Source organism: Rufibacter ruber, assembly GCF_014138425.1.
Lineage (GTDB): Bacteria > Bacteroidota > Bacteroidia > Cytophagales > Hymenobacteraceae > Nibribacter > Nibribacter ruber_C.
The window spans coordinates 88914-114589 of record NZ_JACJIQ010000016.1 but is presented as its reverse complement, the minus strand read 5'-3'; the positions used below and the strand labels follow the sequence as shown (position 1 = coordinate 114589).

General features: G+C 53.0%; 16 protein-coding genes. 13 read left to right on the top strand and 3 right to left on the bottom strand.

What is annotated here, in order from left to right; all coding sequences use genetic code 11:
- The first annotated feature begins 84 nt into the window (after positions 1–84).
- From FHS90_RS17320 to FHS90_RS17265, 12 genes are all read left to right on the top strand, one after another.
- Positions 85–3087 carry a SusC/RagA family TonB-linked outer membrane protein gene (locus FHS90_RS17320; protein ID WP_182513970.1) on the top strand — a complete coding sequence of 1001 codons (3003 nt, stop codon included), beginning with the start codon at positions 85–87 and terminating at the stop codon, positions 3085–3087.
- Between the two features lie 11 nt (positions 3088–3098).
- A complete protein-coding gene (locus FHS90_RS17315) occupies positions 3099–4793 on the top strand; it encodes a RagB/SusD family nutrient uptake outer membrane protein (RefSeq protein ID WP_182513969.1) in 1695 nt (564 codons plus the stop codon).
- A 110-nt stretch (positions 4794–4903) separates the two neighbouring features.
- Positions 4904–6280, top strand: a complete 1377-nt coding sequence (locus FHS90_RS17310) for an alpha amylase family protein (RefSeq protein WP_182513968.1) — start codon at positions 4904–4906, stop codon at positions 6278–6280.
- A gap of 252 nt (positions 6281–6532) precedes the next feature.
- Positions 6533–7996, top strand: a complete 1464-nt coding sequence (locus FHS90_RS17305; RefSeq protein WP_182513967.1) for a DUF5009 domain-containing protein — start codon at positions 6533–6535, stop codon at positions 7994–7996.
- A gap of 55 nt (positions 7997–8051) precedes the next feature.
- Positions 8052–9932, top strand: coding sequence for a sodium:solute symporter family protein (locus FHS90_RS17300; protein WP_066836401.1), 1881 nt, complete (start codon positions 8052–8054; stop codon positions 9930–9932).
- A 4-nt stretch (positions 9933–9936) separates the two neighbouring features.
- On the top strand, positions 9937–10623 hold the full coding sequence (locus FHS90_RS17295; protein ID WP_066836399.1) for a GDSL-type esterase/lipase family protein: 687 nt from the start codon (positions 9937–9939) through the stop codon (positions 10621–10623).
- Positions 10624–10775: 152 nt separating this feature from the next.
- On the top strand, positions 10776–11480 hold the full coding sequence (locus FHS90_RS17290; RefSeq protein WP_220483100.1) for a GDSL-type esterase/lipase family protein: 705 nt from the start codon (positions 10776–10778) through the stop codon (positions 11478–11480).
- Positions 11481–11541: 61 nt separating this feature from the next.
- Entirely contained in the window at positions 11542–12477 is a 936-nt protein-coding gene (locus FHS90_RS17285) for a DUF4434 domain-containing protein (RefSeq protein WP_066836393.1), read from the top strand.
- An 11-nt stretch (positions 12478–12488) separates the two neighbouring features.
- Positions 12489–13673, top strand: coding sequence for a n-acyl-d-glucosamine 2-epimerase (locus FHS90_RS17280; RefSeq protein ID WP_182513966.1), 1185 nt, complete (start codon positions 12489–12491; stop codon positions 13671–13673).
- Positions 13674–13805: 132 nt separating this feature from the next.
- Positions 13806–15260 (top strand): carbon starvation CstA family protein, encoded by a 1455-nt coding sequence (locus FHS90_RS17275; RefSeq protein WP_182513965.1) that lies wholly within the window; start codon positions 13806–13808, stop codon positions 15258–15260.
- Between the two features lie 218 nt (positions 15261–15478).
- On the top strand, positions 15479–17371 hold the full coding sequence (locus FHS90_RS17270; RefSeq protein ID WP_182513964.1) for a beta-N-acetylhexosaminidase: 1893 nt from the start codon (positions 15479–15481) through the stop codon (positions 17369–17371).
- Between the two features lie 129 nt (positions 17372–17500).
- Complete coding sequence (locus FHS90_RS17265; protein WP_182513963.1) at positions 17501–18358, top strand: hypothetical protein; 858 nt, start codon at positions 17501–17503, stop codon at positions 18356–18358.
- Between the two features lie 485 nt (positions 18359–18843).
- Here FHS90_RS17265 and FHS90_RS17260 read toward each other — a convergent pair whose 3' ends face one another.
- Genes FHS90_RS17260 through FHS90_RS17250 form a run of 3 tightly spaced genes read right to left on the bottom strand, consistent with a single transcriptional unit; the run spans position 18844 to position 24588 of the window.
- A complete protein-coding gene (locus FHS90_RS17260) occupies positions 18844–19758 on the bottom strand; it encodes a DUF5017 domain-containing protein (protein WP_066836389.1) in 915 nt (304 codons plus the stop codon).
- A gap of 44 nt (positions 19759–19802) precedes the next feature.
- Entirely contained in the window at positions 19803–21473 is a 1671-nt protein-coding gene (locus FHS90_RS17255; protein WP_182513962.1) for a RagB/SusD family nutrient uptake outer membrane protein, read from the bottom strand.
- Positions 21474–21492: 19 nt separating this feature from the next.
- Positions 21493–24588, bottom strand: a complete 3096-nt coding sequence (locus FHS90_RS17250; RefSeq protein WP_182513961.1) for a SusC/RagA family TonB-linked outer membrane protein — start codon at positions 24586–24588, stop codon at positions 21493–21495.
- Positions 24589–25157: 569 nt separating this feature from the next.
- Between FHS90_RS17250 and FHS90_RS17245 the strand changes: the two genes are divergently transcribed.
- Positions 25158–25646, top strand: a complete 489-nt coding sequence (locus FHS90_RS17245) for a DUF4112 domain-containing protein (protein ID WP_182513960.1) — start codon at positions 25158–25160, stop codon at positions 25644–25646.
- The last annotated feature ends 30 nt before the right edge of the window (positions 25647–25676 follow it).

Here is a 25676-nt window from a genome sequence, read left to right as displayed (position 1 = left end):
CCACCAGGAGGGGCAATTTGCAAGAAACTTCTTGTTGCCCTTATGCTTCACGTTTTTATAATATTCTGTGCGTCTGTGACCGTAATGGCACAGAGTAGAACAGTGACAGGAGTAGTGACAGATGCCGCTAAAGTACCTTTGCCTGGCGTCTCTGTCATTGTGAAAGGCACCACCAATGGTTCATCTACTGATGTGGAGGGCCGTTTCAATGTGCAAGTGACGGAGGCAAATCCAGTGCTGGTATTTAATTACATTGGCTATGAGTCACAGGAAGTGGCGGTACAGGGAAACAGCGCATTAAGCATAGTGTTGAAAGACGCCGCCAAACAAATAGGCGAAGTAGTGGTGGTAGGGTACGGAACCCAAAAGAAGGTGAACCTGACCGGGTCAGTGTCTGTGGTGGAAGGACAGGAGTTGACCAAACGCCCCGTGGCTTCTACCGGTTTGGCCTTGCAGGGTATTGCCCCCGGGGTGAATGTGCAGCAGCAGTCCGGCTTGCCGGGCGGTGATTCCCCTACCATCCGGATCAGAGGGTTAGGTTCTATTGCGGCGGGTAGCAATCCGTTGGTGTTGGTAGACAACGTGGAGATGAGCTTAGATGCCATTGACCCCAATAACATTGAAAGTATTTCTATTCTGAAAGACGCCGCCGCTGCCGCAGTTTACGGGTCAAAAGCAGCGAATGGGGTGGTACTCATCACTACCAAGCGGGGCAGTGCCAAGGGCATTAACGTGCAGTACAACATGTACGCTGGTTGGCAGAAAGCCACCAACATGCCAGACAAGGTGAATGCCCTGGACCACATGAAGTATTTTGACATTGCCCAGGTAAACGACGGCAACCGGCCTTCTTTCACAGATGCCATTGCCCGCTATGAGGCTACCGGACCAGACAATTTCTCTCTCTTCAACACAGACTGGGTAGACGAAGTGTTGTCTAATAACGGGGCTATGCAGAGCCATAACCTCATCCTAACTGGCGGCACAGACAAAATCAAGACCTTTGCCTCTGGTTCTTATCTTAACCAGAACGGACTTACCCAAAACACCAACTACAAAAGGATAGACTTCCGGTTCAATACCGACATGGAACTGGCCAAAGGGTTGATGGCTTCCATGGACTTGGTCATGAACCGTGGTGACAGAACCTGGCCGGGAGATTCTTCCCCTGGGTTCCTCATCCGGCAGGCCATTGGTTTGCCCGCGTATGTGCCCGGCAGATTCAACACCGGTGAGTACGGTGCCGGCTGGGAAAACCGTAACCCCATTGCGCAGGCTGAGGCCTCAGGGTTCAATGACAAGATCACCAACTCCAGAATCATCAGCGGAACCTTGCGCTACACTCCTATTGAAGGCCTAGAGCTATTTGCCACTTACAGCATCAACAGAGCCAATGAACGGAGCACCAACCTGATCAGACAATACCAGGTGTATGAGCCGGACTTGGTAAACAATGTGCTGAAACTGAAAACCCTCTATCCGCCTAACTCCTTTATCTCAGACATGTCTACAGATATTGGGCAAGACCTGTTCCGTACGCAGGCTACGTATAACAAGTCTTTCGGGAAACATAATCTTACCTTGCTGGGCGGTTTTAGCACAGAAGACAATATCTACAATTTCATCAACGGGTCCCGCGCCAATTTGCTGACCCCGGATCTACCGTACCTCAGCAGCGGCGACCCTGCCACACAGATAGCTTTGTCTGGTGGCAGACGCCAGACCATGGTGTCTCTCTACAGCCGCGTAGCCTATAACTATGACGAGAAATACCTGTTGGAGCTGAACGGCCGCTGGGACGCCTCTTCCAGATTCCAGGATGGCAACCGCTGGGGCATGTTCCCGTCTATCTCTGCCGGCTGGCGTGTTTCCCAGGAGAAGTTCTGGGAAGGCATCTCTAACGTAGTAAATGAGGCGAAAATCAGGGCTTCTTACGGTGCTTTGGGCAACCAGAACCTGGGGAACAGTACCTTTGGCTTTTATCCTACCTACCCTTCTTATGCCGCCGGCAATGCTTATAATTATTTCTTCAATAACTCCGTTAGCCCAGGGTATGTGCTGTTAGATACCCCCAACCGGGGCATTCTGTGGGAAACCTCCAAAATCTTTGACATAGGCGCTGACTTTGGGTTGCTGAACAACCAACTCACCATCACCGCTGACTATTTCAGCCGCGACATTGAGGACATGCTTCAGCGCATTCCTATTCCTAACTACGTAGGTGCCGCCGCTCCTTATGTGAATGCCGGTACCATGCGCAACACGGGTTGGGAACTGGGCGTGACCTGGAAAGATGATGTCAAGGATTTCCACTACCAGATAACGGCTAACCTCTCAGACGTGAAAAACGAGGTGACCAACCTGAATGGGCAGGAGTACGTGACCGGAAACCTGATTGGCCGTGAGGGCTATGCCTACAATTCTTACTATGGCTATATCGCCGAAGGCCTGTTCCAGAGCCAGGATGAGGTAAACTCCTCTCCGCGTATTACCGGCAACAAACCCGGTGACGTGAAGTACCGCGATGTGAGCGGCCCTAACGGAATTCCAGACGGCGTGATTGACACCTATGACCGCGTAGTATTGGGTAACTCCATGCCACGCTATGAGTACAGCGCCAACTTTGCCGCCCAGTACAAAGGTTTTGACGCCACTGTCTTCTTCCAGGGCATAGGCAAGCGTGACAACTACATGTCTGGTACCGGCGTGCAGCCGTTCTACTCCGGTGGCTTCCAGGGTACCATGTATGAGTTCCAGAAAGACTTCTGGACGCCTGAGAACACCGGGGCCGCTTACCCACAGCTGAGCATAAAGAATGTGTCTGACAATCCTAACTACCGGCCTTCGTCTTACTGGATCAAGTCTGGCGCATACCTGCGGTTGAAAAACGTGGTGCTGGGCTACACGTTGCCACAGACACTGACCAAAAAAGTAAAAATCAGCTCCTGGAGATTCTACGCCAGTGCCCAGAACCTCTTCACCTGGGACAACTTCTACCCAGGTTTTGACCCGGAAATCAACGACAATACCGGTGATTTCTACCCCATCATGAAAACATTCACCTTCGGGATGAACATCAAATTCTAAGGACTAAGAAGATGAAGAAAAAGGTTTTATATATAGCGAGTTTGTGCCTGTCCATGTCTTTGCTGCCTGCCTGCAATGATTTTCTGGACCAGGTACCATTAGATACCCCCACCACGGCCACCTTCCTGCAGACAGAGGTAGAGATGAACGCCGGCCTCACCGGGGCATATAGTTCCATCAGGTGGGAGAGCGCCACTGTTCCGTTCCAGGTATTCTTTGACCACTGGACCGACATTGGGGTGGAGCGTAACCAGGGCAATGCCGCCGGGGTGTTTGATGTGAACAACGGTTCCGTGTCCAGTTTATGGAATTTCGCCTATACCACCATACAAAGAACCAACAACCTGATTGCCGGCATGGAAGCAGGCAAGGGCAATGTGCCGGAAGCAACCTATAACAGAATTCAGGCCGAGGCCCGGGTGCTGAGAGCATTCGCCTATTACCACCTGGTGTTCATGTACGGTGACGTGCCTTTGATCACCAAGCCACTTGCACCGGAGGAATTCTATACCCAGACCCGCACACCCAAGGCCGAGGTTGTGAGCTTTCTCTACAAAGAACTTGAGGAGGCAGCCCCAGCCCTGAATTGGGCGACCCAAGAAAGAGGCAGGCTCAACAAAGCCGTGGCCTATGGCCTCAAAGCCAGAATTGCGCTTTACAACAAAGACTATGAGACGGCTGCCGCCAGTGCCCAGTTAGTGATGGCAAATGCCGGATTAGATCTCAACCCCAAGTTCCAGGATCTGTTTACTACGGCGGGGCAGAAAGCTAATGTGAACAAGGAGATCATGTTTGAGCTCCTCTACTCAGATGCGTACACCAATTCCATTACTTATGTGCCGTTGGGCCACGGGTCCAGAAGCTTGGGCGGGCAGTCAGGCCGTTTCCCTACCCAGCGGTTGGTAGACATGTTTGAAGGCAAAGACGGCAAACGGATAGACGAGTCACAGGTGTATGATTCTTCCAAACCGCGTCTTAACCGAGACAAGCGCCTGAAATACACGGTGGTCATGAACGGTGATACCATCACAGAGAACAAGCAAACCGCCGTTTTCAATATTTACAGTGACAAAACCAATTTCCTGGAAAACGGGGCCTGGGTGACTAGAACCAATGGTGACTTCTCTAACGCGTTTGGGCCGGTGAAAAACGGGGTTGGGTACCTGTGGGCCAAATACAGCTTCTCAGATGAAACCCTCTTCACCTCCAAGGTAAGCTGGATCTTTATGCGCTACGCTGAGATTCTGCTCACGTACGCAGAGGCCAAAATTGAATTGGGCCAGATAGACAATACAGTCATTGACGCGCTCAATAAAGTGCGTGCCAGAGCCGGTCAGCCAAATGTGGATGCCTCTATTGCGGGCAACCAGCGGGAACTGCAGGAACTGGTGCGCCGGGAGCGTACCGTGGAACTGGCGTTAGAAGGGTTCCGGTGGTTTGACATCCGCCGCTGGCAGATCGCTGAGCTGGTGATGCCGGGTGCCGTGTACGGGGCCGCGCTGAACCCCGCCAACGTACCGGCCACGCCAAACTTTAAACTCACAGATAAGCACGACCTGAACAGCATTCCGGACTATACGGCTTCTGCGGCCCTGCGCTTCAAGCGGGACAACCGCCTCTTTGAGGCCAAGCATTACCTGTTGCCTATTCCGCAGCGCGAGCGTGACCTGAGCAAAACCCTCAGCCAAAACACCGGCTGGAATTAATCAAATTCCTGTTTTTGGCCTCTTTTTCAGAAAAGAGGCCAAAAACAGGAATAACAGTTGAAGCGTCTTTGCACGCTTCCTGGTAGTACTCTGTTTTAAATTTCGCTTACATGAAAAAAATATTTGTACCGGTGATTGGGGCTGCTTTGATGGCTTCCCTGAGCATGTGCTCCAAACCACAGTCAGCCACTCCCGCCGCCCCCTCGGCGCAAGCCAATCCCAACCCCATGGCCAACGCCAAAGGCCGCAACCTGCTGTACTTTGACGCCACTGCCAACTTTAAGCGGTTCTCTTACCAGGACTCAGTGAAGTATTACCTGGCCAAGTCAAAAGACGCCGGCGTGACTGATGTGATTGTAGACGTAAAACCCATCTCAGGCGAGGTGCTGTACCCCAGCCAGATTGCACCCGTGATGAACGAGTGGGCGGGTTTCACCAAAACCGAGAAATTTGATCTGCTCACCGCGTTCATTGAAGAAGCGCACAAACTGGGCATGACAGTACACGCGTCTACCAACATCTTTGTGGCGGGCCACAACCACTTCAGCCGCGGACCGGTGTTCACAGACCCGGCCAAGAAAAACTGGCAGTCATTGAATTACACGGCTGAGGGTATGAAACCCATCAGCACCCTCAAGCACAAATACTCGGCCATGGTGAACCCGGCTTTGCCTGAGGTGCAGAAATACGAGCTTTCCATCCTGAAAGAACTGGTGAGCAAATACCCCAAGTTGGACGGGGTGGTGCTGGACCGCGTGCGCTATGACGGCATTGAGGCAGATTTCTCAGACGCTTCCAGAAAGCTGTTTGAGAAATACATCGGCAAGGCCGTGGCTAACTTCCCGGCAGACATTTACACCTATTCCAAAGACGCCAAGAACAAAGACGGTAAGCCCGAACGCGTTCCTGGCCCGCTGTACAAGCAGTGGATAGAGTGGCGCGCCAAGGTGATCCATGATTTCATCTATGAAGCCCGCGCTGAGCTCAAGAAAATTAACCCCAAACTCATCTTCGGGGATTACACCGGCTCCTGGTACCCTACTTATTATGAAGTGGGCGTGAACTGGGCCAGCAAGGAGTATGACCCGTCGCAGACCTACAGCTGGGCCACGCCAAACTACAAGAACTTCGGCTACGCCGAGGCGCTGGACCTGTACACCACCGGCAGCTACTACTTTGAGGTAGCCAAGTCTGAAGCCAAGAATATTGACGTGAACACTGTGAACCGCACCGAGGCGGGTCAGGGCAAAGGCAAAGAAGACTGGTACACCGTGGAAGGTTCCGCCGAAATGGCCATGAAGATCACCAAAGGCAAAGTGCCGGTGTACGCCGGTGTGTACGTGGACCAATACATTGGGCACCCTGAGCAGTTTGTGAAAGCCTTGAAAATGTGCCGCGCCAAATCTGACGGGGCCATGGTCTTTGACATTGTGCACGTGATCAATGAAGGCTGGTGGGCTGAGCTGAAACGCGGTTTAAAAGAATAGTAAAAAGTCTGTTTTTGCCCTGTTTTTTGGAAAACAGGGCAAAAAGAGCAAGAAGTGCTTCGGCATTCTTGTCCTGATTATCATTCCTGCTTGAAGCTTCTGGTCAACAGCGGGCGTTCACCACACATGGCGTTATTGTTAGCCAGGGCCGGGCAGGGTGATAATTAGAAATACGGGAGGAGATGCTCCTGTCAATATTTTGAAATAAGTAGTATACCAGACCCAAGACACACGCCTTAAACACCATTCGCTATGGCTCTACTTGCCACTCCAACCCTTAAACCAAAACCATTTGCTGAAGCTCCCGCTGCTGTGGGAAAGCCTACGGCTGCACGGGCGTTGGGCATAGATGCGCTGCGGGGTTTGGCTATTATTGGCATGGTGTTCTCCGGGGTGTTTCCGCATGAGGCGCCGTGGCCAGGCTGGATGTTCCATGCGCAGGTGGGTCCGCCCAATTTTACTTATACCCCAGAGGTGCCCGGTATTACGTGGGTAGACCTGGTGTTTCCGTTTTTCCTGTTTTCCATGGGGGCGGCGTTCCCGCTGGCCATGGGCAAGAAACTGGAGCAGGGGCAATGGGCTGAGGTGCTCTTGAACGTGTTCAAGCGCGGGGCGCTGCTGCTGTTCTTTGCGGTGGTGATCCGGCATTTGAGCTGGTTCGGGCTACAAGGGCCGGGCTGGGTGAACCAACTGACCTCGCTGCTCACCTTCGGGTGTTTTTTCCTGGTGTTCATGCGGTTCCCGAAGGTAAGCAACGGTCAGGCTACTGGTTTGAAAGTAGCGGGCTTTGCCTTAATTGCGGCACTGCTGGGCGCGCACCTAATGTTCACTGACTTTACCTTTGACAAAAGCCGCAACGACATCATTATTGTGGTGCTGGCCAACATGGCGGTGTTCGGGTCCATCATCTGGATTCTCACCCGCCACAACCTGCTGCTGCGCATGGGGGCGCTGGCATTTTTTGCCGCTATCAGGCTCACGCATGACTTGGAAGGCAGTTGGACTAGCGTGATCTGGGACTTTCACCCTTCTGTGAAGTGGATGTACCAGTTCATGTTCCTGAAATACCTCTGCATTGTGCTGCCCGGCTCGGTGCTGGGTGATCTGCTGGTGAAATACCGTAGCACTGATGCATCTGCCGGAGCGGGTGTTTCCAGAGGTTGGCTGGGGTTGGTTTGCTTCGCGTTGCTGGTAACTAACCTGTACGGCCTGTACACCCGGCAGATGGGCCTCACGCTGGCGCTGGATGCCGCGTTGTGCGCGGCGGGGCTGTGGCTCCTGCGCAAACCACTTACAGTGCAGGAGCAGCTGTTCCAGAAACTCTTTGGCTGGGGCGTATTCTTCCTATTCCTGGGCCTCGCGTTTGAACCCTATGAGGGCGGCATCAAGAAAGACCCGTCTTCTTACAGCTTCTGGTTTCTGACCAGCGGCCTGGGTTTTTCAGCTTACATTCTCTGCGAGGTGCTTTCGCAGAAACTCTCCCGGAACCTGCTCTGGGAATCCATTATCCAGTCGGGGCAGAACCCCATGGTGGCGTACGTGGCCGCGGGTTTCCTGGTGTCTCCGCTGCTGGCGCTCACGCACCTCTCTGTCGGGCTGGAGGCCCTGCGCGAAACCAATGTGTACCTGGGCGTGGTGAAAACTTTTGTGATTACCGGCGCCGTGGTGGCCGTCACAGCTTTTACCACCCGCAAAGGCTGGTTCTGGCGCACCTAATTATCCTTGAGAACTGACAAACGAAACTAACAAACTGCCCAATAATTAAATTAGAATGAATTTAAGTGTACTAGATATTGCCATCATCTTTGCCTACATCGTGGGCATCTTGGGCATTGGGTTCTACATCTCCAAAAGGGCTTCTAAAGATATGCAGAGCTACTTTTTGGGGGGCAATACTATGAAATGGTACTACCTGGGGCTGAGCAATGCCTCGGGTATGTTTGATGTGTCCGGCACTATGTGGACGGTGATGATTCTGTTTGTCTACGGCCTCAAAAGCGCCTGGATTCCGTGGCTCTGGCCGGTCTGGAACCAGGTGTTCGTGTTTGTGTTCCTGGCCATCTGGATGCGCCGCTCCAAAGTAATGACCGGCGCGCAGTGGATAACCTTCCGTTTTGGTGACGGCAAAGGAGCCAAGCTTTCACACATCATCATTGTGGCCTTTGCCGTGATTAGCGTACTTGGGTTTATCGCCTACTTTTTTGAAGGGATAGGCAAACTGTGCACCACCATTTTGCCCTGGGACATGAGCTTCTACCTGGGTGACTGGTTTGTTTCTTCGGAGCGTTCGTATGCCTTGATCATCTGCGCTATTACCACCCTCTACACCGTGAAAGGCGGCATGTACAGCGTGGTGGCCACTGAGATTCTGCAGTTCATCATCATGACCATCTCGTGCTTTGTGATTGGGTACGTGGCCTATACCTCGGTAAGCGCCGAGCAAATCAACGCGGCCATCCCGGCGGGCTGGAAAGACCTGACCTTTGGCTGGAACCTGAACCTGGATTGGAGCAATACACCGTTCCCGGCGGTGAACCAAAAGCTGGAAACCGATGGCTTTGACCTCTTCGGGCTGCTGTTCATGATGATGCTGTTCAAGGGAATCTTCGCGTCTATTGCCGGTCCGGTGCCGTCTTATGACATGCAGCGCGTGCTTTCGGCGCGCACGCCGTCTGAGGCCGCCAAGATGAGCTTCACCACCATTTGGGTGATGTACATTCCGCGGTACCTCATGATTGCCGGGTTTGCAGTGCTGGCGCTGGTGTACCTGGTGCCTGAACTCAACGGCATGGGCGCGAACATGGACTTTGAGAAAATCCTGCCGTTCGCTATCAACAAGTTTGTGCCAGACGGGTTCAGAGGCTTGCTTTTGGCTGGTCTGCTGGCGGCGTTCATGGGCACGTTCTCGGCCTTCGTAAACTCAGCCCCGGCCTACATTGTGAACGACATCTACCGCAAATACATCAATGACAAAGCCTCAGATAAGAAGTACGTGCGCCTGAGCATCATCTCGTCTATTGTGCTGGTGATGGTGGGCATTGTGTTCGGGTTCAATGCGGGCTCTTTGAATAAACTCACGCTTTGGATTACCTCGGCCCTGTACGGCGGCTACGTGGCGGCTAACCTGCTCAAGTGGGTGTGGTGGCGCTTCACCGGCTACGGCTATTTCTATGGCATGCTGTTCGGGCTCATTGCTTCAACCATCAAGCTGTTCGTGTTCCCTGAGATTGTAGACATCTATGTGTTCCCCATCATTCTGCTGTTCTCTCTGATTGGCTGTTTGCTGGGTACGTACCTGGCGCCGCTGCCTAACCGCGAGGCTGTGAAAAACTACTACCGCGAGACCCGCCCGTGGGGCTTCTGGGGACCTATCAAGCGCGAAGTCATGGCCGAGGACCCCACGTTTGTGCCTAACAAAGACGGCGGCCGTGATGCCCTCAACATAGTGGTGGGCATTGTGTGGCAGATGTCACAGGTATTGATTCCTATCTACTTCATGATTAGGGAGAATTACTATGCCGCCGCCTGGACCGTGGTGCTGGTGATTACCAGTGTAATTCTGAAGAAGAACTGGTGGGACAAGCTCAAAGATGCCGATGAAGTACCGGCGGCACCTCAGCCTGTGAAAGAAAAGCTGGTAAAAATAGGGTAACGACATGGCTAGAAAGGTATTCTATCTTCTTATGCTGCTGGGGGTGCTCTTTGCTGTGGAGGCGTTTGCCCAGGCACCTGCCAAAATTGACAGCAGCTACGCCAACAGCCATTACCGCATGCGCCTGGATTTCTTTCGGCAAATGCCGAACCATAAGAAGGAGATTGTCTTTCTGGGCAACTCCATCACCGAGGCGGGGGAGTGGCAGGAGCTGGTGCCGTGCAAACCGGTGGTGAACCGGGGCATCAGCGGGGACGTGACCTGGGGCGTGCTGGCCCGGCTAGACGAGGTGCTGGCCTCCAAACCCGCCAAGGTGTTCCTGCTCATTGGCGTGAATGACCTCAAACGTGGCATAGACCCAGCCATGATTGCGCAAAACCACCGCCGCATTTTGCAGCGCATCAAAGCAGAATCGCCTAAAACCAGGGTGTACCTGCAAAGCGTGCTGCCGGTGAATGAAAGCCTGTTGAGCACCGCCTACCAGCATGTGACGCTGGCGCGCATCTCGGCCTTAAATCAAGAGCTGAAGAGGCTGGCCGAGCAGCTGCAGGTTCCGTTCCTGGACCTGCACCCGGCCCTGACCGATGCACAGGGGCAACTGGACAAGGAGTTGACCACAGACGGCATTCACCTCAAGCTGGTGGCCTACATCAAGTGGGTGAACCAGCTGAAACTGGCGAAAGCCCTGTAATTCCGTTTTCGGGCTGTTTTTCATAAAACAGCCCGAAAACGGAATTTGGCACTTCCTCCCGGTTATGCCGCGAAGCCCGAGTGAAAGAAAAAGATGGACTGCGTTTTTGACCTGTTTTTCAGAAAACAGGCCAAAAACAGAAACAGAGAAAAATGAGACAACCAATGGTTCGGTTCAAACAAATACTTAAAGCCGGGTTAGGTGCCCTTTGCTGCTCGCTTGCCCTGAACGGTTTTGCCCAAACCACCCGGATTGACAGCAATTACGTAAACCCGCACTATGAGCTGCGCATGAAAGAATTCAGTGCGCAGCCCATTCCCAAGAACGCAGTGGTGTTTCTGGGCAACAGCATCACGGCGCGGGGCAAGTGGGCGGAGCTGCTGCCGGGCGTGCCGGTGGCCAACCGCGGCATTGGCGGCGACATCACGCACGGTGTTCTGGCAAGGCTGGATGACATTTTAGCGACCAAACCCAGGAAGATTTTCCTGCTCATCGGCATCAATGATTTGTCGCGCCGTATTCCGGAGGCCATCATTTTGCAGAACTATGAGCGGCTGGTGCGGCGCGTGAAACAACAGTCGCCTAAGACCAAACTGTACGTGCAGAGCGTGCTGCCGCTGCTGGATGACATGCTAAAGCCCGATTACCTCAAGAACCTGAATCCAGCGGTGACCAGCCTGAACACGCAGCTCCAGGCCTTCGCTAAAAAGCACAAACTCACTTACATTAACCTGCACCCAATCTTCGCAGATGCCAGCGGCCAGCTCAAGAAAGAGTACTCGCTGGATGGCATCCACGTCACAGACGCGGCCTACCCGGTGTGGGTGCAATACCTGAAAGAGAAGAAATACCTGTAACCATACCCCTGAAAACAAGGAAAGCTGCGCCTGGCAGTTACCCCACTTTGAATAAACACGCATGAAGATTACCGGAACCTTTATAGACGAAATCTCCCATGACATTCCGCACCAGAACTGGGGCCGCGAAGAGTGGGACCGCGATTTCGGGTACATGAAAGCCGTGGGCATTGACACGGTCATCATGATCAGGAGCGGCTACCGCCGATTTATAACTTATCCGTCTGCCTATCTGCAGCAGAACTTCGGGTGCTATGAGCCGCCGGTAGACCTGGTGCAGATGTACCTGGAACTGGCCGAGAAACACGGCTTGAAATTCTACTTCGGGTTGTATGACAGCGGCCATTACTGGGATACCGGTAACCTGCAGTCTGAGATTGACGCCAACCGCTACGTCATTGACGAAGTCTGGAAACAGTATGGCCATTTCAAGAGCTTCGGGGGCTGGTACCTGAGCATGGAAATCAGCCGCAAGACCAAAGGCGCCACGGAGGCTTTCAGAACACTGGGCCAACAGTGCAAAGACGTGAGCGGCGGGCTGCCCACGTTCATCTCGCCCTGGATAGACGGCAAAAAAGCCGTGATGGCGGCTACCTCGCAACTCTCCAAAGAAGACGCGGTCTCACTGCGCCAGCACGAGGAGGAGTGGAGCGAGATCTTCTCGGGCCTGCACGGCAGCGTAGACGCGGTGGCCTTCCAGGACGGGCACATTGACTACCATGAGTTGGAAGATTTCTTCGCCGTGAACAAGAAAATGGCCGACCAGTTTGGCCTGCAGTGCTGGACCAACGCTGAGAGCTTTGACCGTGACATGCCCATCAAGTTCCTGCCCATCAAGTTTGAGAAGCTGCGCCTGAAGTTGGAGGCCGCCCGCAAAGCCGGGTATGACAAGGCCATCACGTTTGAGTTTTCACATTTCATGAGTCCGCAGAGCGCGTATTTGCAGGCGGGCCACCTTTACAACAGATACAAAGAGTACTTACAGAGCTTACGCTAATTATAGATTTTATGAATCACTATTCTACGCTGTACAAGCAGGAGTTATTGGAGAATGTCATCCCCTTCTGGATGAAGCATTCTAAGGATGAGCAACACGGCGGATTTTTCACCTGCTTAGACCAATTCGGGAACGTATTTGATACAGATAAATTCATCTGGCTACAGGGCCGCGAAACCTGGATGTTCTCCATGCTCTATGACAAGGTGGAGCAGCGCCCCGAGTGGCTGGACATGGCCGTACACGGCGCCGAATTCCTCAAGAAACACGGCCGTGACGCCGAAGGCAATTTCTATTTCTCCCTGAACCAGCAGGGCCAGCCGCTGGTGCAGCCGTACAACATCTTCTCAGACTGTTTTGCCGCCATGGGCTTTGGGGCGCTCTACAAAATCAAGCCCGAAGACGAGTACGCTGACATTGCGAAGAAAACCTTCCAGAACATTCTGGACCGCCGCCAGAACCCCAAAGGCAAATACAGCAAAGCGTACCCCGGCACCCGCGACCTGCGCAACTTCTCGCTGCCCATGATTCTGAGCAACTTGTCTTTGGAGATGGAGCACCTGCTGGACAAGAGCCTCATTGAGACACTTAGCCAGGAGATCATCCATGAGGTGATGAACGTGTTCTACCATGAAGAAAGCGGCCTTATTCTGGAGAACGTGTCGCCAGACGGTTCGTTTGCCGACTGTTTTGAGGGCCGTGTCATCAACCCTGGCCACATCATTGAGGCCATGTGGTTCATCATGGACCTGGCGGTGCGCCAGGGAGACAAAGCCCTGGTGAACCGCACCGTGGAGATTGCCCTCAACGCCCTGGACTACGGCTGGGACAACGAGTTTGGCGGTCTGCTGTACTTCAAAGACATCAAAGGGTATCCGCCGCAGCAGCTGGAGTGGGACCAGAAACTCTGGTGGCCGCACGTAGAGGCGCTGGTGTGCATGGCCAAAGCCTACGCCGTGACCGGCGATGAGCGTTGCCAGAAATGGTTTGACAAACTGCATGACTACACCTGGAGCAACTTCAGAGATGAGCAGTACGGCGAGTGGTTCGGCTACCTGAACCGCCGCAATGAGGTATTGCTGCCGCTCAAAGGCGGCAAGTGGAAAGGCTGTTTCCATATTCCGCGCGGCCTGTACCAGGTGTACAAGACGCTGGAGAATGTGCCTGCGCAGCCAGAGATTGTATTAGCCCGTTAACACTCTTTTGCCTTCGCCTGCTTGGGTAACCGGGCAGGCGATGCTATTCTTACTTTCTGTTTTCGGCCTGTTTTTCCAAAAACAGGCCGAAAACAGCCCTCATGCTTCGCCCACGCTAAACAAACAAAGCCAATGATCTCATTTTTTGTTGTCGTGGTGGTTCTGGTAGTAGGCTATCTGGTGTACTCTAAAGTAGTGGAGCGCATCTTTGTGATAGACCCTAACCGGCCTACCCCTGCTATTTCTATGCAAGACGGGGTAGACTATGTACCCATGCCGCGCTGGAAAATCTTCCTCATTCAGTTCCTGAACATAGCCGGGTTAGGGCCTATCTTCGGGGCGGTGGCCGGGGCCATGTGGGGGCCGTCTGCTTTCCTCTGGATTGTGCTGGGCTCCATCTTCGCCGGAGGCGTGCATGATTATTTCTCCGGAATGCTGTCTCTGCGGCACGGCGGGGAGAGCATCACGGAGACCACCGGCCGGTACCTGGGCAACGGCATGAAACAGTTCATGCGCGTGTTCACCATTATTCTCATGATCATGCTGGGCGCTGTGTTCATCATGGGGCCCGCCAAGATCCTGAACGACATCTCCGGCAACGCCGGCGGCGGCGTGACCATGTGGGTCTGGATTATTTTTGGGTATTATTTCCTGTCTACCATTTTGCCCATTGACAAACTCATTGGCAAGCTGTACCCGCTGTTTGGGGTGGCCATGCTGTTTATGGCGGTGGGCATCTCCCTGGTCATGTTCAAAGACGGCCTGCACGTGCCCGAGGTCACCTGGGATAGTCTGTACAACCAACACACCAGCCCCGACAAGTTTCCGCTGTTCCCCATGCTGTTTGTGACGGTGGCCTGCGGAGCTATCTCGGGGTTCCATGCGTCACAATCACCCATGATGGCGCGGTGCATGACCAATGAGAAACAGGGTCGCAGTATTTTCTACGGGGCCATGATCACTGAGGGCGTGGTAGCCTTGATCTGGGGGGCCATCAGTATGAGTTTCTTTGGCGGCGTACGTGAATTGAACGAGGTCATGACCCAGCAGAACGGAAACGCGGCCTGGGTAGTAAGCCAAATCTCCAACTCACTGTTGGGCAAAGTGGGCGGTATTCTGGCCTTATTAGGGGTGGTGGCTGCGCCGATAACCTCCGGCGACACCGCCTTTAGAAGTGCCCGCCTCATTGTGGCAGATTTCCTGAAGTCTGACCAGGGGCCTTTCAAAAACCGAATCTTCATCAGCTTACCCCTTTTTGCCGCCGGCTACGCGCTTACCCTCATTGATTTTGGCATTGTGTGGCGCTACTTCGCCTGGACAAACCAGTCTCTGGCCACGGTGGTGCTGTGGGTGGTGACGGCGTACCTCATCAGGGAGAAGAAACAGTACTGGATTTCACTGGTGCCGGCGGTGTTCATGACGGCGGTGGCTACGTCCTATATTTTGGTGGCCCCCGAAGGATTCCAGCTGCCAGTGGAGATTTCTTATGCGGTGGGAATTGGTGCGGCGGTGGTGCTACTAGGGTTCACTTTGCTGCACGTGTCCCGCGTGAAGAACAGTCCAACCACCGTGGAACTGGTGAAATAGTCCCAGTATGACAGGGAGGTCAATGTCTGTTTAGCGGCTCTTTTTAGAAAAACGGCCCCTAAACACACAATTCCTCTCGGCTGAATCTGCCATGGAGTGGCTTGCCGTTTAGCGGCTCCTTTTCTGAAAACAGGCTCAAAACGCATTTTCTATATCTCTGGAGGAAGGAGTTTGCTTCTTCCCAGCTATCTCTTTGCCCAATGATATCCTTTTGCCGCATGTCTAGAATTGGCTTTCTGCTTCTGTTGGTACTGGTCAGCTCCTCTGTTTTCGCCCAAAAAGCCAAGCCCGCCCCCGCCTTGGACCTTATTCCCGAGCCGGTGCAGGTAGCGCAGACCAACGGCACGTTTGAACTCACCGCCAAAACCGTTATTGTACTGCCGAAGGGGCACGAGGCCCATCTTGGGGTGGCGCAGCTCCTGTCACAGCGTTTGCAGGTGCCCACCGGCTATGCGCTGCCCGTAAAAGTGGGAAACCAAAAGAAGAACAGCATTCAGCTGGAGCTGCTCCCGCAGCCAGACCCGGAGCTGGGGCAGGAGGGCTATACGCTGCAAGTAACGCCGCAGGCTATCCTGCTTCAGGCCAACGCCCCGGCCGGGTGGTTCTACGGTATTCAGACACTGCTGCAACTGTTGCCGCCCGCGGTAGAAAGCAAGCAGACGGTGGCTGGCGTGCGCTGGGAGATTGCCGGGGTGAAGATCAAAGATTACCCCCGGTTGGCCTGGCGCGGGCTCATGGTAGACGTGAGCCGCCATTTCTTTCCCAAGGAAGTGATCATGGCCTACATAGACCAGATGGCCAAATACAAGCTCAACACGTTCCACTGGCACTTAACCGACAACCAGGGCTGGCGCGTGGAAATCAAAAGCCTGCCCAAACTGACCCAGGTAGGTGCCTGGCGCGTGCCCCGCACCGGCTACTGGAAAGGTTTTCAGGCGCCGCAACCCGGTGAGGCGGCCACCGAGGGCGGCTTTTACTCCCAGGAAGACATCAAAGAGATTATCCGCTATGCGGAAGAACGTTTTGTGACCATTGTGCCTGAGGTAGACGTGCCAGGGCACAGCCTCGCCTTGATCGCGTCTTATCCCAACCTGTCCTGCACCCAGACGCCGCAGCAGGTATTGGCCGGTGATCCCTGGAACCCCCAGCGTACCAACGTGCTGTGCGTAGGCAATGATTCTACCTTTACGGAGCTGGAGAAAGTCTTCTCTGAGCTGGCCCAGCTGTTCCCCGGCGAGTACCTGCACATGGGCGGCGATGAGGTGACCCGTTCTTACTGGGACAAATGCGCCAAATGCCAGCAACGCATCAAAACCGAAGGCCTCAAAAACTCTGAGGAGCTGCAGACTTATTTCCTGAAACGGCTGGCCCGCATTATTGAAAGCAAAGGCAAGAAACCCATGGGCTGGTACGAGAAACTGGAGGGCGGTTTGGCCCCCAACATGGCGGTCATGAGCTGGAAAGACATGAAAGGCGGCATTGTCGCCTCGCAACAGGGGCATAAAGTAGTCATGACGCCTGCCTTCAACACCTATCTGGATTTTTACCAGGGAGACCCTTATCTGGAGAACGGCCCCTTCACCGTGACCCGCCTCAATGCCACCTACAACTGGAACCCTGTTCCCCTGGAAGCCAATGCCGCCAATATTCTGGGCGGGCAGGGGAGTCTCTGGACCGAACAAGTAGCCCACGAGCGGAAGCTGCAATCTATGACCTGGCCCCGCGCCCTTTCCCTAGCCGAAGTCTTCTGGACGCCTCAACCCAAACGCCAGTGGGAGAACTTCATTCCGCGCCTGGAGGCCCATTTGCCGCGGCTGGACTCGGCGCAGGTGAACTACGCCACCCATTTCTATGAGCCCATTGTCTGGGGGGTGAAAGACAGTGCAGGAGCCCTAAAAGTGGTGCTTTCCTCAGAGATCAAAGACATTGAAATGTACTACACCTTTGATGATTCCAACCCAGACAAGTTCTACCCCAAATACCAGGGTCAACCGCTGGACATCCCCAAGGGGGCGCACCACATCAGGGTGGTGAGTTACCGCCACGGCAAACGGGTGGGCCGCGAGATTAACTTGCCGCTGTCTGAGGTGGAGAAACGGGTAAGGAAGTAACTATTATGTTTCCTGTTTTGGGCCTGTTTTCAGAAAAACAGGTCAGAAACGGAAAGGGATTTCTGCCCATCAATCATCAGCATCAAACTAATTATATAATCCTTTTACATCCTCAAACTTACCATGCGTATGCGTATTCAACCGCTGAAGAAAGTGGCCCTTGGCCTCCTCTTCGTCTCTGTGCTGGGCTGCAAAAGCACTTCGTCTTCCTCTACGTCTAATGGCGGCGCTCAAGACCAGAAAATTGCCGGCGAAATTCCTCCGGAAGCCTCCATTCCCTGTTTCCCCGGGGCCTATTACCGCAAGGTGGTGAGCAGTTATGACACCTGGACGGGCATTACGGGCGTAGTGGTCCTGGGGCACCCCTCCACCGACCCCAATCGCCTAGACAGCCAGCGCAACAACCTGCCGCTAGATAATTTCTCTATTTACATGGGCGGCAACGCCGGCGGGCATTATGAGGTAGACGCGGGCATGACCTGGACGTTCTCCATAGACAAAGCCACCGGCAAAACCAGCGCCCAACGCATTGCCTGGCGGCCGTTCTGGCGCACGAAGGTTTGGAACAACCCGCCCAACGTGGAGCATTACACCTGGCACCCGGGAGACACCATACAAATGTCGGTGGTGATGGTGGCGCCCCAGAAACTGCGCATGGTCATTGCCGATGCCGGGAAACACCCCAAGAAGCGCTTCGAGGTGGACTTTGACGCCGAAGGCTTCACCCCAGACGCCAAGCGCCAGTTCAAACGCGTGAACGCCATTGACCAGGTGCGCAACGAAGGCAAACCCGCCCAGGCCACCACGGCCAAGGTCACAGGTTCTGAATGGCTCTACACCACCCTGCACCACGGTGATCTGCAAGTGCCCATGCCCCCCGCCCGCCTCACCGACATGCGCTGCCCAGATGCCCAATACATTGTGGTCACGCCCACCGCCAATATTCAGCAAGGCGGCGAGAGAATTGATATTGTAGGGAAGCAATAGACTTGGTAGAGCATGCTTGGTTCCCTTTGGCACTTCAAAGAGTGCTGGCGCAGCTGTACACCTGGCCAGTACCCTGTTTTAAGCTGATTTTGGAAAAGTAGCCTTAAAACAGAAGAACAAGCAGACGGCTGCTACAGCAGGGAAAAATCTTTCCTGCCGCCACCGGAATTCGCGCGGACTTTTGGGTTTTGTCTAGCGCTAAACTAAGTTTAAACCTATTCTTAGGCAGACAGCCCAGCTGGGGCAGAGAATCTTTCTCTACCCCAGCTGGGCTGCTTCTTTTAGAGGACAGACACCTCTTGGTAGAGCTGTTTTAGCCTTGTTTTGAGAAAAATAGCCTAAAAACGCTAGAAAAAGTGAGAGGTTGTCTGTTCTGATACAAGAGGAGAGGGCGTAAATATGCCGGTAAAGGAAGAGGGCCGCCTGTCAAGACTTTGTCTAGCAGGCGGCCCTCTTTTGTTGACCTTGTAGGGGTGGGGTGGCGGTTACGGCAATATTGTAATCTCCAGTTCTTTCACCATAGATTTCTGGCCGTCTATAGTGCCGTTGGTGGCCACAAAAGTGACTTTATAGGTGCCCGGTTTGCTGTATAAATAAGCATGCGAGGTCTTCCGTCTGGAGAACTCCTTGATGGCGACTCCACGGTCTGGCGTGACTTTGTTGGGGTTGAACGGTTTAGAGATGGCCCAGTCTTCAGTAGCCAGAGGATTAGTGGCAATATGGTTAGGCGCTAGCTGTAGGTAGCTATTGGCGTAAATCCATTTGTTGTTCGGGTTTTTGAAGTCTACGTTTACCCAGGCGGCATTGGCCAGGTTAGATACCGTGGCCACGGTGCCGTCTGGGAACACATTGGTCATGGAGAGGCTGAAGATACGCCAGGTGCGTTGGGTGGCCACGCTGGTAGGTGGTTTGGCCGCTTTGTACTGGTACGCCAGGTACAGCGGTTTACCGCTTACCAGCAAATCTGAAATGTTCGCCTTGCCTGATTCCTGGTTCGCGCCTACTCCGCCGGGTACCGGAGTGGCCCAGGTAAAGCGGTTGGAGATGTCTGTCCAGGTGGCATTTTTGACGCTAGTGGTGTCATAGCTGCCATTGAAGTTGGTGGAGACCAGTAGTTTGATGTCTCCCTCAGAGGCGTACAACGCCCGGCTCACAAATTCCAGGAACAAAGTTCCGCCGGTTAGCTCCAGCCGGTCTTTGTACTGGTACTCACGGCCCTGCTCCCCTGAATAGAACGTAAGAAAGTCTGTATCACCGGTGAAGTTGAACCGAACGGAATCCCCTAGTTTGTACTGGAGGCTGGTAGGCTGTACGTCAAAAGAGGGAGACTCTACTTCAGTATCCTGGCAGGAGTAGAAGCTAAGTGAAAGCAGCAGGTAAAAGATATAGTTACGTTTCATGATATGGTTGTTTCTTGAATAGGAACGTCAGAAATCTTAAGATACTACCAGCCGCTGTTTTGTACAATGGCGCTGTTGAGGGTGGTCTCACCCGTTGGGATAGGCAACAGCAGGTGCTTCTCGGTCACGTTAGTAGCCGCTCTTCCCGCATAGCCATAACCAGAGGGCGCCGAAACGGCTATCTGGTTAGACAGGGCCCGCATCACCTCCAAGTATTCGCCCCACCGTATGAGGTCAAACTTGCGGAGGCCCTCTGAGAACAGCTCCCTTGCCCGTTCATCCTGGATAAAGGTAAGTAGTTGATCCTGGTCTAGATTTGCCGGTACGTCTGCAATAGTGCCGGCCGCCGGGTTGGTGGGGTCTGGGGCAACAGCGTACGCACGGCGCCTTACCTGATTTACGAGCTCTTTGGCCAGGGGAGTGGGCCCATTTACAGCGTTTTCGGCCTCGGCCAGCATCAGGAGCACATCTGCGTAGCGTAAGATGGGGAAGTTGGCCGGGGAACTATTGGTGTTCTTAGGCAATGCCGTCTGGTAAATGCGTCTCCATTTGCCGTTTTTACGGTTGTAGATCTGGTCTTTGCTGTAAGCAATGCTGTCTTTCCCAGAGTAGTAGAACGGAGCAATATTCCAGTCACGACGGGTATCACGGGAATCTTCTACCGTGATGGTGGCCGGTGTTACATTGGTTCTCACAAGCGTGCGGGTGCCACTGATAGGGTATAGGTCATAGTGGCTTTTCAAAATCTGGATGATACCGTAGCTGTAGCCAATTTCCGGGTCTCCGGTAGGAATCCCACCTGTTACCCCCAATGAACCTTCTTCATACGCAAGGCCGGGCCCGGCGCTGGCAAACTCGGCTTCCCACATAGACTCACGGTATTGTAGATCATAGCGGTCTTGCATGTGGTTAATGAAGATTTGTTTATAGCTGGGGTTGAGGCTATGGAGTCCAGACTCTTTCACTTTGGTGGCCCACTTGATCACTTCGCTGTAGCGGCTTCTGTCATTAAGGGGGGCACCCGCCATTTTAAGGTTTACCCGGGCCAGAATGCCTTGTACAATGGTGTTGGTTACCCGGCCAGCATGGTTGAACTTATAGATGACCGTGGTGCCGCCTGTGTTTTTGGTACCTGTTACCTCCACCATGGCTTCTGCTTCTTCCATTTCCCGCACAATAAAGTCATAGATGGTTCTGGACGGGGTTTTGGGTATGTTCACTTCTTTCACAGAGGCGGTCGCATTCAGGCGCAGCGGCACATCTCCCCAGTTGGTTACCAGCAGGAAGTAGTAGTACGCCCGCAGGAACTTCGCCTGCCCCAGCACCTTTGTCTTGGCATCCTGGGGCATGTCGGCTTTGTCCAGGTTCTCCAGGAGCATGTTGGCGCGGTTAATGCCCAGGTAGAGAGACTGCCATAAACCGGCCACCTTGGTGTCTGTGGCGTCATAGTTGTTTAAAGAAAAGTCTACAATAGCGTTGGAGCGGTTATCAAAGAACTGGTCAGCTACGTCCAGCTCCCACCACAGGGTGCGGCCGTACGTTTGGTTTCGGCCCAGAATGTCATACACCCCGGCCAGGGCGGCATTCACCTCTTCCTCGTTTCGGTAATAGTTGGCTGGTGTCACAAAATCATCTGGGGTGGTCTCCAAAAAGTCTTTGCAGGAGGAGAGACCCAGGGTTGCTAAAACGGTGACGGTATAGAAAAATCTTTTCATGACGGTTCTTAGAAATCAATTAGAAAGTAACATCTAGCCCAACAGTGGTAGTTCTGGCCCTTGGATAGGCAGAATAGTCAAAGCCCTCAGTCAAAGCCCCTGGTCTTACAGATACTTCAGGGTCATAGCCACTGTAGTTAGACCAGGTGTGCAGGTTCTGTGCGGCCACATACAGACGCAGGCTCTTTATTTTGGCACGGCTGAGCAAATGCTGTGGTACTCTGTAGCCCAACTGCACCGTTTTAAGTCTGATAAAGGAACCATCTTCCACAATGCGGGAGGAATAGGTGCTGTACAGCTGGCCTTTGGCGCGCGGAATATTAGAGGTAGGGTTCTCCTCAGACCAGCGGTCTGCAAACGTGGCGTACTGGTTTACGTTGTAGCGGTAACCAGATTCCAGAAAGATTCTGTTGGCGTTGATGACATCATTGCCATATGACCACTGAAAGAAAACGCTCAGGTCAAAGCCTTTGTAGGCGAAGTTGTTGGAGATCCCGCCAAAATGGATGGGGTTAGGATTGCCAATGATGGTTTTGTCATATTCATTGATTACGCCATCCTGGTTAATATCACGGTATTTGATATCGCCGGGGCGTATGCTGTTTCTGGGGGTGCCATTATCAGGTACCAGGTCTTTTAGGCTATACGCCCCGGAGGCAGACACATCAAAATCTTCATAGGTATAGACCCCGTCCCAGATGAGGCCATACATCTGTGCTATAGGCTTCCCTATTTTAGCAATGTACGCAGGAATAGCGGTCCAGCCGTAGTCCCAGCCAATGGCCGTGAGCAATGAGGTTTCGTTCTCAGCCAGAGACAATACTTTGTTCCGGTTGAAGGAGATGTTGATGTCTGTGGTCCAGGTGAATTCCTTTCCCTGGATGGGCGATAACCCCAAAGCCATTTCCAGGCCTTGGTTCTGCACTTTCCCTATGTTTTTGAAGCCTCTGCTGTACCCAGTAGAAAGGGGCAGGTTGGCGTTCAGGAGGAGGTCATCAGTTGTTTTGCGGTACACATCTGCGGTGAATGTAACCCGGTGGTTGAACAAGGCCAGGTCTATGCCCAGGTCTACCTGACGCGTACTTTCCCATTTCAGGTCAGAGTTACCCAGATCAGTGGGGTAAGAACCCTTGCTGGGTTGGTTCCCGAAGAAATAGCCGCCGTCTTGCGGTACGGTAATGCGTGGCATATAAGAGTAATCTCCTACGCGGTTATTGCCCGTAATTCCCCAGCTGGTTCTTACTTTGGCGCTATTGATGAAAGCAAGTTCTTTCATAAACTCCTCCTTGCCCAGCTGCCAGGCAAAAGATCCGGAAGGAAAGTAACTCCACTTGTTGCCCGTGGCAAACTTAGAGGAACCGTCTGCCCGTAAAGAAACCGTGAGCAGGTATTTAGACTTGTAGTTGTAGTTGACCCGGCTTAGGAACGAAAGCAGCGTCCAGTCTGAGGAAGCAGCGCTCACGGTACCAACGGTTCCCTCATCCAGGCCACTCAGGCCCAAGGTCTCGTTGGGTAGTAGCTTTGCGGTGGCGCCATAGGTAGAGCCCTCTGACCCCTCGGCACTGAACACCCCCACCACGTTCAGGTTATGATGGGAGGCAATCTTCTTGTCAAAGGTAAGCGTGTTGATGCTCTGCCAGCTGGTGGAGGCGATGTTGGTGAATCCGCCATTTACTTTATCGTTGGCTTGGGCACTTCTGGACTTGGAGCCGTTAAAGAACTCAAATTTTCTACTGGAGCGGGTAACGCCCCCGGCTACCCGCAGCTTCAGGTTTTTCAGGATGCTGTAGTCTGCAAAAGCGTTTCCAATAAGAGTCTCAAAGTTGTTGTCCCGTAACTCATTCTGCACGGTGAGAATAGGGTTGAACCGGAACTCATTGTTGGTCTCAATCTCAGGGTCATCTGTTAGTTCTATCAGGTTGATTCCCTCAGAAGACACCGGCCTGTACCCCCAAACGCTGTAAAGCAGGTTGTTCTGGCCAGAGCCCTGGCCGGCTGAAGGAGGCGTGCCATAGGATTTATATTGGGAGTAGGAGGCATTCACATTCACGCGCAGCTTTTCAGATACGTCCTGGGTAAGGGAGAATCTGGACTGGAAGCGGTCAAAGCCGGAGTTGATGATGACCCCTTCCTGGTCAAAATAGGAGGCAGACAAGGTATAGCGGGTTTTCTCACTGCCCCCAGAAAGGGAGACCTGGTGGCTCTGAATGGGAGCTGTCTGCATGATAGCGTCTTCCCAGTCATAGCCTTGCACGTTGCGGTAGTCTTCCAGGGTTTTCCCTTTCCCCGCCAGATAGAGCTCTGCGGTTTTGATGGGATCCAGCTCCTGCTGCAGTTTCACAAATTCATACGGGCTGAGTACTGGCATACGTTTGTTGCTTTCCTGAATACCGTAGTAGCCGCTGTAGGTGATAGAAGGAGTGCCAGCTTTCCCTTTTTTAGTGGTGATCAGGATGACCCCATTAGCCCCCCTTGCTCCGTAAATAGCCGTAGCCGAGGCGTCTTTGAGAATATCAATTGACTCAATCTCATTAGGGCTGAGGGCATTGATGCTAGGGTCTTCAATAGGGAACCCGTCAATGACGTAGAGGGGCGCGTTATTTTGGGTAATTGAGTTAGCCCCCCTGATCACGATGTTGATGGGCGAGCCGGGTTGTCCTTCTGAAGACGTTACCTGCACCCCCGCCACGCGACCGGCCAGCGCCTCATCAAACGATTTGACCGGGGCTTTGTACAGATCGGCCATGTTAACGGTACCAATGGAACCAGTCAAGTCTGCTCTGCGGGCCTCGCCGTAGCCAATATTCACCACCTCAATTTCTTGCAGGGCCTGGGCATCTTCTGACAGCTTTATATTATAGACCGTGGCATTGGTAACGGGAACCTCACGGGTGGTGTACCCAATATAAGTGAAGACTAAAGTGCCTGACGCCTCTGGGAGCCTCAGAGAGAAGATACCGTTCCCATTGGTTGAAGTGGCAAGGGTAGTTCCTTTTAATACCACCGTTACCCCAGCCAGGGCCTCCCCGCTGGCAGAGGTAACTTTCCCGGTAATTTCAGTGGGTACAGGAAGCCTTTCCCGCTTTTTCAGAGAGTGAGCTGGTGCCTCTGTCATAGGTTTGCCGGCACTGGCAGCCATGGCGCCCGTGTTTCCTACAGTACACTGTAGAGCTAAACCTAAAAGGACTAAGTTGAAAGGGTGTAAATTTTTTTTCATACAGGTACTAATCACGAACAGATTGGGCGTAGAAAAACTTTAGTAAAGACTGGTAAGGGAATACAGACATGGCCGGAGGGGGGAGTAGACATGCCAAATGTATTTCTTGGATAAATATATATGAACTTATTATTAAATAAAATTAAAATCTTAAATATCTTTTTAAAAAATTGACAAACACAAGATTCATTTAAACCAGAGGGATTAAAAAGAATGGGTTTGGATAAAATTTTATTTCTGGGTGGGGCAACTCCCTGGCCAGTACACGGCTCTCTGTGTATTTGAATTCATGGTGGCGCTGGCACACTCTAAGACCACTGGAGCATAACTATGCAGTGGTTCAATAGTTTTCGGTTCAGAAATGTAGCGATCCAAGTATTTTAAGAACATCTAGGCTGCTCCTGAAGCCAACAGGGTTTTACCCATCTGCTTGTATATGCGTATGTAAGAAAAACTTCTTTTAAGCCATGAATGCCCAAGACCCACGCACTCCTCTTGACGAACGCCTGAAGTGGGTAGAGTCTATCTCCCGTTTACTGGACAACCAGTGTAAAGTGCCCGGGACTAACTTCAGGTTTGGACTGGACCCTATCATGGGACTGGTTCCTATTGTGGGAGATCTGTCTTCCTTTGCCATGTCTGGGGTGCTGGTAATGACCATGGCCCGCCACGGCGCAAGCCGTTATCTGGTGATCAGGATGTTGTTTAACATTTTCCTGGATGCCGTGATCGGTAGTATTCCTATAGTAGGGTGGTTGTTTGACTTTGGCTATAAAGCCAACCAGCGCAATGTGGAAATGCTGCGCCGCCATTATCAGGAGGGGAAGTACCAGGGAAAGGGTACCGGATTCCTGATAGCAGTACTGCTTGCGTTTATTGTGCTGTTTGGCGTGCTGCTGTACGGCCTCTGGAAGTTAGCTGAATACCTGTGGCTCTGGGCTTCCTCGGTATGGTAGACCTGGCGGAGAAGGGGAAGCCAGCAACTA